Origin of the sequence: Microvirga sp. CF3062 (assembly GCF_036314045.1) — a bacterium.
Classification (GTDB): Bacteria; Pseudomonadota; Alphaproteobacteria; order Rhizobiales; family Beijerinckiaceae; genus Microvirga.
The window spans coordinates 202,292-214,019 of the sequence record NZ_JAYGGN010000006.1 but is presented as its reverse complement, the minus strand read 5'-3'; the positions used below and the strand labels follow the sequence as shown (position 1 = coordinate 214,019).

The window sequence follows — 11,728 nt, the reverse complement described above, 5'->3', positions numbered from 1 at the left end:
CCGATGGCCAAACTCCAGCTCGAAGCTTTCCTGCCCTATCGGCTGAATCGGGTCGCGGCCGCGGTCTCGCAGGAGTTCCGCTCCGTCTATGGCCCGCACCATGACCTGACGATCCCGGAATGGCGGGTTCTGGCAACTTTGGGGCAGTTCGAGGCCATGAGCGCCAAGGCGATCGGCCGGCACTCGGCCATGCACAAGACCAAGGTCAGCCGGGCAGTGCGGGCGCTGGAGGAGCGGCGCTGGCTCCGGCGCCGCCCGAGCGAGGAGGACCGGCGCGAGGAGGTCCTGACCCTCACGGTCCTGGGCGTGAGCGCCTACCGGCAGATCATCCCCAAGGCGCTCGCCTTCGAGCGCCGCCTGCTGGACCTACTCGGGCCAGAGGCCGAGTTCCTCCTGGAGGCGCTAACACGCCTCGAGATGATGGTTAAGGTGGCGGCAAAAGCCAGCGACGATAAGTCTTGATGTCGCGCCGTGCTGTCAGACCGCACGGCTATGGGTGCGCCCGGAGGCGCCGAGATATGCATCAAAGGCCGGGGCCACGCTCCTGACCAGGAAGCGGGCGTGCCTTTAGCCGATCGAGGAAAGTGACCCGGGCGCTCCCAGGGCTTGCCAGCTTGAAAGCCTACCCTTCTCTACCTCAATGGCGAGCACCTAGCCCCTCGCGCAAGGATCGGTCGCGGCGCAGCTCCACCACTTTAGCGGTACAGAAAGCCCATTCGGGCTGTGCCTGGTTGATTTGACCGCTTTGAACCACATGACCCCAATGAGGATGGAGGCGTGTGTCATGGCCGAAGTGCGGGTTGGCGTGAAGGTCTCCGACGATCGGCAGACGGTAGCGATCGAGATCGGTTCGACGGCAGGCCCGTCTCACCCGGTCGGGCTTGACCTCAACCAGCTGACGAAGCTGATCCAGTTGCTGGGCCAGGCGAGGTCCCGCATGGTCGAGGGCTCACAGAAACTTCCGCTCGATGGAAAGGCCGTGGAAACCGTAATCGAGCCACCCTGGTATGTGCAGGTCGCAAGCATTGACGGCTCGCTGCTCGCATTCGACCACCCATCTTACGGCCCCCTCGCTTTCGCGATTCCCAGGGAGGATGTTGTCGGGATCGTGCGGATCCTGAACGAACATCTTACGCTTCCAGCTGGGCATCCGGATAAGCCAAGCTAGGTTTTTCGAAGACTTCTATCGGCAAGTGCATTCCATTCTGCTTTCGGCGGACTCCAGTCTCAGAGTCCCGATGGTGCTGCTTCCGAAGCTAAATGCGTCTGGGATGCGAGCCGTATGGGAGCATTTACAGCACCATAACCTCTATAGTTGCGCCTCTCCACGATCTCGAAGAAGAAACCGCCAGCCAGTGTTTTGGTGTAGGCCTGGAAGTACTCGTCCTGCCCTTCACGGTCATAAAGGATGTTGGCTTCACGCAGTCGCCCCACATCGTCTGCGGAGAGATCGGTCCGCACCTCGAGATCGTCGTAATAGTTCTCCGGAATCGGCAGGAGATCGACGCCGTTTGCCTTGAGGTGTTCGACGGTCGCAAAGATGTTGCTGGTTGAAAGCGCGATGTGTTGAACTCCCGACCCGAAGAGCTCATTCAGAAACCGTGACGACAGGGTACGCTGGCTTTGGGAGGCATTGAGAATCAGGCGCAGCGAGCCATCGCGGGTCTCGATAGCCTGGCTTTGCACGACGCCACCTGGGTCAATCACCGCTTGAACCGGCGTTTTCCTGACATCAAGGAGCGATGTGTAGAACAGAAGCCAGGTCAGCATCTCCTCATAGTGCATCGATTGCGAGATATGATCGACGAAGTTCAAACCGCTTCCGGTAAAGTCGTCAGTATCGACTGGTTCGAAGTCTATGTCCCAGTGTCGGTGAAGCCCAGCCTTCTCATCCACGAAGTAGAGAAGGCTCCCGCCAAGCCCTCGAACGGCAGGAATATTCATCTCGCCGGGCCCGACCGGCTGCTGGAAGGGCTGATCCAGGAGCGTCACGGCACGGTCCACAGTTCCCAGAGCGTCATCGACGCGCAGAGCAAGAGCGCAGACGGCGGTGCCATGTGTGATGTTGAAGGAATGGGCGAAGCCCTCCTTGTCCGCATTCACGACGATGTTGATGTCCCCCTGACGCCAGCGGGTTACAGCTTTCGAGCGGTGAAGGCCGGCTCTTCGGAAGCCAAGTCCACTCAAGGTCCGCTCCAGTCCATCGATGCTCCGCTCGTCCGCGGCGAACTCGACGAAATCCACACCGGAGCACATGGCCTTGGGTGGGAGAGCCTGACTTCCAGGAAAAGCCACCCCTGTTCGCGTATAAAGCTCATCAAGCATGACAATGAGCGAACGCTGCCCATCGATAGCGACGCTGCGCGCAGATCCTGCGCGAAAGCGGTCGTTGAAGATCTCCAGGGACAGCAGTCCGTCGAATCCTGTTGCCTGCAGCGCGTCCATGAAGTCGTCGATCGCCAGATCGCCCTGTCCTGGGAAGCAACGGTAGTGTCGGCTCCAGGACAGGTAATCCATATCGAGCCTCGGTGCGTCGGCCATTTGCACGAGGAAGATCTTGTCTGGTGGGATGGCGCGGATCGCCGATAGATCTGTTCCCCGCGCCAGCACATGGAAGGAGTCGAGCACGAGCCCGACCGCAGGGTGGTTCGCGCGCCGCACGACTTCCCAAGAATCGCGATAATCGTGAATGTGGCGCCCCCAGGAGAGGGCCTCGAAGGCGACGCTTATGCCGCGTTTGGCGGCACGTTCGCCGAGCTCATGAAAATCCGCAGCGGCCCGTTCGATCCCGCCAAGCGAGTCCGGTGAGACGTTGCTGCACACCATCAGGAGATCGCAGCCCAGTTCTTCCATCACGTCGAACTTGCGCTCGGCTCGGGCGAACACCTTGGATCGCTGCGGCTCGGGCATGCCCTCGAAATCACGGAAGGGCTGAAAGGTAACGGTTTCGAGCCCGAGGCCTTCGATCATGCGTCGCGCTTCGGCAGGCGCGCCGTTGAATGAGAGGAGATCGTTCTCGAAGATCTCCACGCCCTTAAATTGCGCAGCCGCTATGGCTTCGACCTTCTCAGTCAGGGTTCCACTCAGGCAGACGGTGGCGATGGCTTTTCGCATGCTCGTCGATCCATTTCCTCTTGCATGTAAGGGAGCGTGTTTCCGATCCGGCCCGCTCCTTCTGTCGTCAGCTGATAGTTCCCGTAGCAAGCGCGTGCTCGACCCCACCGGCAACGTGGCGCGTCAGCACTTCGCAGGCGCGCGTTGCGTTCCGCTCCAGGGCACATTCCAGAAGTTCGGCATGTTCGTTGGCGGCGATGTCGCCGCGATAGCTTAGGGCGATCATCTGATAGCGCAGATACTTGTCGAAGACCGCGGCGTGGTTGTCGATCAGCATCTTCGACCCGCAGGCGGAGATGAGCGCCTGGTGGAACTGCCAGTCGTAACGCTTCCATTCTTCGGTATGGGATCTATCCCCTTGAGCCATCCGCTCTTCCATCCGGGCGAGACGATGGTGGGCGGCCACGATGCGGCCCTCCCATTCCATATCACCGACCCGGAACGACTGCTCCAGCGCCCGACCCTCGAGAAGCTGCCGAAGCGCGGCGATCTCCCGCAAATTCGCGATCGAGACAGGCGCCACCTCAAACCCCTTCTGACCCTCGGCAACCACGAGTCGCTCGGAATGGAGACGGTTGAGGATCTCTCGGAGCGTGCTGACACTAGCGCCGTAATCCTCCTTCAGGCGCTCGAGCTTCAACTTCTTGCCAGGGAGAAGCCGGCCGAACACGATGTCGGACCGAATCTTCTGATAGGCATTTTCCCCAACCGTCGAAGGCTGAGGCAACACGTGCACGTCGTCGCTCATTTCAGCACTCCCCTTTTCAGCGTATAAGCCACGCATCCGTTCACATGCTGGGTGAGCACCGCGCACGCCTTGTCAGCATTGCGCGTCATGGCGCAATCCAGGAGAATTCTATGCTCTTCGGCGGCGATCTCTCCGCGAAACACTACTGCCACCATTTGATATCGCAGATACTGATCGAACACGCCGGCGTAGAGATCGAGCAAGGTTTGGGAGCCGCAGGCCTCGATTAAGGACTGGTGGAACTCGCGGTCATAGCGTTTCCAGAGTTCGGGTCCCTCCTGATCTCCGGTCATCATCCGCCGCTCCATGAACGCCAGCTTGTGATGGGCGGCCACGACGCGGCTCTCCCACTCAAGGTCGCCAGTTGCAAAGGAGAGAGGAAGCGCATGGGTCTCAAGGAGCAGCCGCATCGCCGCCACATCCTCAAATCCCGCAGGCGATACGGAAGCGACCCGGAAGCCTCGCTGGCCCTCGGCGATGACGAGACCCTCTGACGAGAGCCGGCTGAGGATCTCCCTCAGGGTGCTGACGCTCGCACCATAATCGCTCGCCAACCGATCCAACCGGAGGCGCGCTCCAGGGGCCAGACGACCGAATACAATATCGGCCCGAATTCGGTCGTGGGCGCGATCTGCAATGGACGTTGCCAGAAGCTCGATGCTCATCGGGCTACCCTTGGTTCATGGCTTGACATCAATGGACTCTCACAGAGCTGCTCCAACTTAAAGGATGGCCCTAATTCGTATGTTGAAAGATAAAATATCAGATGATTTTGATAATGCCTATTGATTTAATAATTATCCGAGCTGATAGTGCCACCAAGACGCAGACCAATGCGCAGTAACTTGAAGGAGAGGAAACAATGGGATTTGATATCAATCGGCGCGTCCTGATGGCTGCAGGTGCTGCCCTTCTGGCATGGGGCGCGGCTGGGCCAGCCGCCGCACAAGCACCAACGAACCTGAGATTCTCGGCTGTCTTCTCGGAGCAGGACATCCGAGCGAACATGATGAAGCAGCTCGGCGAGGCGGTGAAGGCGCAGGGCTTCAACCTCCAGCCTTATTACGGCGGCACTCTGTTCAAGCAGGGCACCGAGCTCGTCGCCATGCAGCGCGGCAACCTCGAGATGGGCAACATCGCCCCGCAGGACATCTCGAACCAGATTCCGGAATGGTCCATCGTCACCTCGGCCTATTTGTTCCGCGATGCCGACCACCTGAAGAAGGTGTTTGCCAGCGATGTGGGCCAGCAGCTTAAGAAGATGGCCTCGGAAAAGCTCGGCATCCACATCCTCGGCCCTACCTATTTCGGTGCCCGGCATGTGGGCCTCAAGCCCAACAAGAAGATTACCAAGCCTGAGGATCTTGCCGGCATCAAGCTGCGCATGCCCGGCGGCGACGCCTGGCAGTTCCTCGGTCAGTCCCTAGGCGCGAACCCGACACCGATGGCCTATGCTGAGGTCTATACGGGGCTGCAGACGGGCGCCATCGACGGCCAGGACAACCCGCTGCCGAACGTGCAGAACATGAAGTTCTACGAGGTGATGTCGCAGATCGCGCTGACCTCCCACCTCGTCGGCTTTGACGTTCTGGCCGTGTCCAACAAGGTCTGGGACTCCCTGTCGCCAGAGAAGAAGGCTGCCTTCCAGGCGGCCGCCGACAAGGCGATCGAGTGGAGCACGCAGGAGCACTTGAAGCAGGAGACGCAGCTCGCGACCTTCTTTAAGGAGAAAGGCCTCGAGGTCTATACGCCCGACCTGAAGGCCTTCCGCGAATTCGCGCAGAAGAAGTACCTGGCATCCGATCTGGCGAAGAGCTGGCCGGCCGGCATGGTCGACAAGATCAACGCAATGTAAAGCCTGAACTCGGCCGCTAGGATATCCCATTCTGGCGGCCGAGCTTTGACGATTGTTCAGCGCCTTCTCGCGAAGGGAACGCCTCTCATGACCTCATCATCGCGAGCGACCGGCTCGTGGCTCGCCCGGCGCGCGGAGAACATCGCAGCCGCCATGCTGGCCGCAATGTTCGCTGCCTTCCTCCTGCAGATCGCCTTCCGGTATCTCCTGGGCCTTCCAATCGGATGGACGCACGAGATCAGTGTCGTCCTCTGGCTCTGGCTCGTCCTGTGGGGCGCGGCCTTCGTCGTCAGCGAACGTGAGGAAATCCGCTTCGACATCATCTATGGGGCTGTCGGTCCTGGACCTCGGCGAGTGATGGCGCTCATCAGCGCATTCGCCGTGATCGCACTCTACGCCATCTCGCTCCCGGCCATCGTTGACTACGTCACCTTCATGAAGGTGGAGAGGACAAGTTACCTCAAGATCAGGTTCGACTGGCTGTTCTCGATCTACATCGTCTTCGCCATCGCCACCATTATTCGCTACATCTGGATCGCTTGGCAGGCCATGCGGGGCGTGGCGCCGGATGAATTCGATCCCACCAAAGCGAGCTCCGGCGTATGAACCTGACCAGCCCCTTTTCGATCTCGCTCGTCGCGATCACCGCCCTCGCCTTTCTCGGCCTGCCGATCGGTCATGCAATGATCGCCGGCTCGATCCTTTACCTGCTCCTGGCGGGGCTGGACATGGGAACGGCCGCAGAGCAGCTGCTCAACGGCATGTACTCCAACTACGTCATTCTGTCGGTTCCGCTGTTCATTCTCGCCGCCGAGTTCATGAACATCGGCAGCATGACGGACCGCCTCATGGCGTTCTGCAATGCCCTGGTGGGCCGCTTCCGCGGCGGCCTCGCCCAGGTCAACATCCTGCAGAGCATCATCTTCGCCGGGATGTCCGGCTCAGCCATTGCCGATGCCGCCGGTACGGGACGCATGATGCAGGCCATGATGACCCGCGACGGTCGGTATCCGGGAAGTTACGCCGCTGCGCTGACAGCTGTCTCATCGGTGATCGGACCGATCATCCCGCCATCCATTCCGATGGTGCTCTACGCTCTCGTCTCTGACGCCTCGATCGGCTTTCTCTTCCTGGGTGGCGTCGTCCCGGGCCTGCTGATGGCCCTGAGCCAGATGATCATCGTTGCGATGAATGCGCGGCAGAGGAACTTCCCCGTCGAGAAGCCGGTCCCCTTGCGCAAGATTCCGCGGATCACCTGGGAGGCCTTCCCGTCCCTCATGATGCCTGTCGTCCTTCTTGGCGGCATCTACAGCGGCGTAATGACTCCGACAGAGGCCGCAGCTGTCGCGGCCGGTTACGCGCTTCTCATATCGGCGGGGCTTTATCGCAGCGTGAGCTGGCGCGACTTCTACAATGCGCTTGCCGTCAGCGCCAGGACGACGGCCTCCATCGGCATGTTGATCGCCGGCGCGCTCGTGTTCAACTATGTCATCACGGTCGAGAACATTCCGGAAGGCGTGAAGGCGCTGCTGGCAGGGTGGGACTTATCTCCCGTTGGCTTCTTGATCTTCGTGAATGTCCTGCTGCTGCTTTTGGGCTGTGTGCTGGAGGGAACGGCGATCCTGCTGATCGTGGTGCCGGTCTTCATCCCGACAGCCCAGGCGCTGGGCATTGACCTCGTGCATTTCGGCGTGGTGGTGGTCGTCAACATCATGATCGGCCTCATCACGCCGCCCTATGGGCTGCTCCTGTTCATCATGGCGAACATCTCCGGAGAGCCGTTGCGCGACATCGTCCGCGACTCGCTTCCCTTCCTGTTCGCCATGATCGTCGCATTGGGGATCATGACCTTCGTTCCCGAAACCGTGCTCTGGCTGCCGCGCCTCTTTGGCTACCAGGGATGAGCCTGCTCCCTTTCGGAGACGGATACCAATGAGCAAGCCGATTTATATTCTCAACGGCCCGAACCTCAATCGATTGGGGACCCGGGAGCCGCAGATCTACGGTCGCACAACCTTGGCCGAAGTCGAGGCCATGTGCCGGGAGGCGGCATCAGGGTACTCGATCGTCTTCAGACAGTCGAACCGCGAGTACGAAATCATCGACTGGGTGCATGAGGCGATCGACGAGGGTGGCGGCATCATTATCAATCCGGCGGCCTTCACCTTCACCTCCATGGCGATCATGGATGCCCTGAAGATGTTTCCAGGCCCGATGATCGAGCTGCACATCTCGAACATCCACAAGCGCGAACCGATCTATCACAAATCCTATATTTCCCCGATTGCGACAGCCGTCATTGCAGGCCTTGGCACCGATGGATATCCGGTAGCCGTGCGCGCCATGATCGGCATGCTACGGGCAAAGACCTGACATTTATGGCAAGCTCCACTTCATACGAGCCATGTTCCCGAACCGGTGAAGCCGCAAGTTCGCGGCGCCATCAGTCCGTCCTCGTCGGATTGGTCGGCACCGGCATTCAGGCTTCCCGAACGCCTGCCCTCCACGAGCAGGAGGGAGCCGAGCAGGGCTTGCTCTATGTCTACAAGCTGATCGACCTAGAGGCGCTCGGCCTCAATGCAGGCGCACTACCGGAGATCCTCACGGCCGCCCAACGCTTTGGCTTTGCCGGGCTCAACATCACACATCCATGCAAGCAGGCCGTGATCCCCCTTCTCGACGAGTTGTCGCCGGAAGCGGCGGCTCTCGGGGCCGTGAACACGGTCGTGCTGAAAGACGGCCGTCGCGTTGGACACAATACCGATTGGTGGGGCTTTGCCGAGAGCTTCCGGCGTGAATTGTCCGACGTGCGCTGCGATCGGGTCGTTCAATTCGGCGCCGGGGGCGCTGGCGCTGCAGTTGCACATGCCCTTCTCACGCTTGGGGCAGGTGAAGTTATCATCATCGACACGAATGAAACCCGTGCCGCAGATCTGGTTGCCGCCCTACGGGAACGGTTCGGTGAAGGCCGCGCGTCTGTCAGTTCTTCGGTCGCTGATGCAATGGCTGGAGCTGACGGCATGGTCAACACCACACCGCTCGGCATGGAGAAATATCCCGGTATGGCGGTACCCGCTAACCTACTGCGCCCCGAACTGTGGGTTGCCGATATCGTCTACTTCCCTCTGGAGACGGAGCTGCTGCGCCAAGCCCGCGCCTGTGGCTGCCGTACCATGTCGGGTGGCGGCATGGCCGTCTTTCAAGCCGTCGGCGCTTTCCAGCTCTTCACAGGTTTAGACCCAGATGCAGGACGGATGCTCCGGCACTTCACCGAGATGTAACCTGTAGGGGCAATGGCACATACCGGTCTATCACTGGGTCAACGTCAGGAACAAGCTTCAGCAGACTGAAGATCCTGGACCGAGCAGTTGTGAATGTTAGGTTTCTCGGTATCCGGATCAGCCTTTGCAGGCAACGAGCGTCGCTCCGGAACCATAAGACCGGCTCCACGGCAATTAGATAGATTAGCTGCCTTTCGCTTGCATGCGCTGACCTGCAACCAGTGCGAACGAGACAATTGCCAGTAATGAGCAGATCGTCATGATCACGATCAGCGGCCAGACTGTCGAAGTGAGTGCGGCGCCAACGATGGGAGCGACAAGCGCGCCAAAACCAATCTGGAAGCTTCCCGACAAGCCTGAAGCGGCGCCCGCGAGATCCGGTCTTACGCTTACAGCACCCGCAATGCCGCTCGGCAGCACTAGCCCGTTCGCCACGCCGATGAAAAGCATTGGCCCGAACAGAGCGACCGGGTACAGGAAGCCTGAAGCGATCAAGAAAGCCATGCCCGCGATACTGATGAGCGACAGGAGCGTGCCTGCCAGGATCATCCGGTTCGGCCCCATCGTGCCTGCTATGCGGCCCGTGGCAAAGTTGCCGAGGATGTAGCCGCACGGCACCATGGCAAAATAGAACCCGTACTCCGCTGGGCTGCGCCCCAGTAGCTCGATCATCACATACGGAGCGCCCGCCAAGAAAGCGAAGAACATGGCCGATACGAAGCTGGTCACCAGTGTGTAGCCCCAGAACTGGCGGGACCGAAAGAGGCTCGAGTAGCCCTGCAGGAGTTCGTGGGCAGTCTCCCCTGAGGCACGATTGTGGTTTGTTTCGCTGAGCCCCGAATAGGCAAAAAAGAGCGCGAGCCCACCGAATCCCATCAGAAAAGCGAACGAGGCGCGCCATCCGAAAAACGTTTCGAGCAAACCACCTATGGTTGGTGCGATCATGGGAGCGACTGCCATTCCCATGGTGACATAGGCAATCATGCTGGCCACCTGATTGCGCCCGAAGAGATCACGCACGATGGCGCGGCTCAGGGTAATGCCTGCGCAGCCTCCAATTGCCTGCACGATGCGACCGAAGATCAGGACGCCGATGCTCTGAGACAACAGGCAGATGGCAGAGCCCACCACAAAAGTGAGAAGCCCGATCAGAAGCACGGGGCGACGACCAAATCTGTCGGATAGGGGCCCGATGATCAGCTGTCCCAAGGCCATCGCGCCGAGATAGAGCGACAGGGTAAGCTGAATGGTGGTGAAATCGACGCCAAGCGCCCGCGCCATTCCGGGCATTGAGGGCAGGTACATATTGATGCCCAATGGGCTCACAGCAGACACAGCGATGAGAAGCGCAATAAAGCCAGGCTTCACAGCGGGCTGAGCCACTGCGGCAGTGGTATCGTTCATAACTTGTAGATCGCTTTCGACATTGCCCATAGCCAGCTTGGCAGATGGGGCATTCATATTGCACAAGCTAGATCGGATGTAAGGTCATGACAGTGCTTGGTCTCTTCAGTAGGCACAAGACAGTTATGCGCTCACCTCAACGGTCAACGGGTGAGGTGCAAAGGGCTATAGTCGCCATGCAAGCCCGGCGCCGCTTAGGGACTATGTAACGGGTATATACCGGTAATCCCGCATCAAATCCTATGGTCTGGCGAGACGGATGGGATCACGGGGCTCTGGTCGACGGTCCTGCCACTCGACAAAGATTGGGGTGGAAGGCTTGTTGGACCGCTCGCGAGACGTTTCTCCAGCGCAGCAACCTGCCGCGCCAAGTTATCGATGGCGGCTTTGAGAGCAAGGACGTCGGCTGCATCCGGAATGGTCGACATCGTGGCTGCCGCCCGAGAGCTAGTCGGCTCGACCCGGCCATCACCGGGTTCGTCTGCAAGAGAAGGCTCCAGCCTTTCCTTCCGAGGCGACAAAAGACGGCGGAACGCCTGCCAGATCAGCCAGAGGACGCACGCAGCCAAAAAGAGTGTTAGCAACACCGCAGGCAGATTGTCGAACATGGCTGCTGTCATCCCTGTGTGTGTTGATGAAGGTACGAGGCAATGCCACAGCAACGCTCATCGTTCCGGAACCTGGGCCATCAGACTTGCGCTGCCTTCACGAAGGCGATCTCCTGCGCCTCCTGTGATCTGCCTATGACGAAGGCAACCAAGCTGAAGCGTTTAAGTATGGCTATTATGTCTGCATGCCGGCCGATCCTACTCTGCGGGATCATCTCAGCCAGGCGTCGTGCTGCGCCGTCACGTTCCTACCGATACTGAAGGGAACAATCGACTGTCACGTGCCTTGCGATAGCGGGCTTCACAGGGCCGGAAGTCGCATTCATTGCCAGCCACTCATTGAAGGATGTCAAGGCTATCCTGGCTTCCCACTATTTAGCGGCATGATAAACTTGCGGGAACTGCAATGCGCAACCGCGAAAGGGAAAAGAGAACCAAGTCTGTAAAGCGGCCCGCACCGCTCCAAATTCGAACCAGCGTATTTTAGAATAATTCTTGATTTTCTTGCGGAATTTGGTGGGTGATGTAGGGCTCGAACCTACGACCCGCTGATTAAGAGTCAGCTGCTCTACCAACTGAGCTAATCACCCGTCGCCGAAGCGAATTCAGCGGCGCGATGTCCGCTGAAGAGGCCGTGCGTTTAACAAACGGCTTGCTCCCTGTCTAGCCCTTCAAGCAAGGTTTTCTGCCTAGAGGCGGATTTTCTATGAGCGAGGCG

11 protein-coding genes and 1 tRNA gene are annotated in these 11,728 nt (G+C 59.5%); 7 read left to right on the top strand and 5 right to left on the bottom strand.

The window, feature by feature from the left end:
- Window positions 1–3 precede the first annotated feature (3 nt).
- Together VB618_RS12915 and VB618_RS12910 are read left to right on the top strand one after the other, a co-directional pair.
- Window positions 4–462: a MarR family winged helix-turn-helix transcriptional regulator gene (locus VB618_RS12915; protein WP_329797069.1), complete on the top strand. Its 459-nt coding sequence runs from the start codon at window positions 4–6 to the stop codon at window positions 460–462.
- A 322-nt stretch (window positions 463–784) separates the two neighbouring features.
- Window positions 785–1,168 (top strand): hypothetical protein, encoded by a 384-nt coding sequence (locus VB618_RS12910; protein WP_329797068.1) that lies wholly within the window; start codon window positions 785–787, stop codon window positions 1,166–1,168.
- 59 nt (window positions 1,169–1,227) lie between these two features.
- Here the strand turns inward: VB618_RS12910 and VB618_RS12905 are convergent, their stop codons facing one another.
- The 3 genes from VB618_RS12905 to VB618_RS12895 all read right to left on the bottom strand — a co-directional run bounded on the left by VB618_RS12905 (window position 1,228) and on the right by VB618_RS12895 (window position 4,527).
- Window positions 1,228–3,114, bottom strand: a complete 1,887-nt coding sequence (locus VB618_RS12905) for a bifunctional sugar phosphate isomerase/epimerase/4-hydroxyphenylpyruvate dioxygenase family protein (RefSeq protein WP_329797067.1) — start codon at window positions 3,112–3,114, stop codon at window positions 1,228–1,230.
- Window positions 3,115–3,181: 67 nt separating this feature from the next.
- Entirely contained in the window at window positions 3,182–3,862 is a 681-nt protein-coding gene (locus tag VB618_RS12900) for a GntR family transcriptional regulator (protein ID WP_329797066.1), read from the bottom strand.
- Window positions 3,859–4,527 (bottom strand): GntR family transcriptional regulator, encoded by a 669-nt coding sequence (locus VB618_RS12895; RefSeq protein WP_329797065.1) that lies wholly within the window; start codon window positions 4,525–4,527, stop codon window positions 3,859–3,861. The genes VB618_RS12900 and VB618_RS12895 overlap by 4 nt, the downstream gene beginning before the upstream one ends.
- Window positions 4,528–4,724: 197 nt before the next feature.
- Here VB618_RS12895 and dctP point away from each other — a divergent pair, with 197 nt between their 5' ends.
- The 5 genes from dctP (at window position 4,725) to VB618_RS12870 (ending at window position 8,998) form a co-directional block, all read left to right on the top strand.
- Entirely contained in the window at window positions 4,725–5,717 is a 993-nt protein-coding gene (gene dctP, locus VB618_RS12890; RefSeq protein WP_329797064.1) for a TRAP transporter substrate-binding protein DctP, read from the top strand.
- A gap of 87 nt (window positions 5,718–5,804) precedes the next feature.
- Window positions 5,805–6,323 (top strand): TRAP transporter small permease, encoded by a 519-nt coding sequence (locus VB618_RS12885; protein WP_329797063.1) that lies wholly within the window; start codon window positions 5,805–5,807, stop codon window positions 6,321–6,323.
- Complete coding sequence (locus VB618_RS12880) at window positions 6,320–7,621, top strand: TRAP transporter large permease (RefSeq protein ID WP_329797062.1); 1,302 nt, start codon at window positions 6,320–6,322, stop codon at window positions 7,619–7,621. The genes VB618_RS12885 and VB618_RS12880 overlap by 4 nt, the downstream gene beginning before the upstream one ends.
- A gap of 28 nt (window positions 7,622–7,649) precedes the next feature.
- Complete coding sequence (locus VB618_RS12875) at window positions 7,650–8,090, top strand: type II 3-dehydroquinate dehydratase (RefSeq protein WP_329797061.1); 441 nt, start codon at window positions 7,650–7,652, stop codon at window positions 8,088–8,090.
- 5 nt (window positions 8,091–8,095) lie between these two features.
- Window positions 8,096–8,998 carry a shikimate dehydrogenase gene (locus VB618_RS12870; protein ID WP_329797060.1) on the top strand — a complete coding sequence of 301 codons (903 nt, stop codon included), beginning with the start codon at window positions 8,096–8,098 and terminating at the stop codon, window positions 8,996–8,998.
- A gap of 183 nt (window positions 8,999–9,181) precedes the next feature.
- Here VB618_RS12870 and VB618_RS12865 read toward each other — a convergent pair whose 3' ends face one another.
- Together VB618_RS12865 and VB618_RS12860 are read right to left on the bottom strand one after the other, a co-directional pair.
- Entirely contained in the window at window positions 9,182–10,402 is a 1,221-nt protein-coding gene (locus tag VB618_RS12865; RefSeq protein WP_329797059.1) for a multidrug effflux MFS transporter, read from the bottom strand.
- A 1,122-nt stretch (window positions 10,403–11,524) separates the two neighbouring features.
- Window positions 11,525–11,600: transfer RNA gene (locus VB618_RS12860), tRNA-Lys, on the bottom strand.
- Window positions 11,601–11,728: the final 128 nt, after the last annotated feature.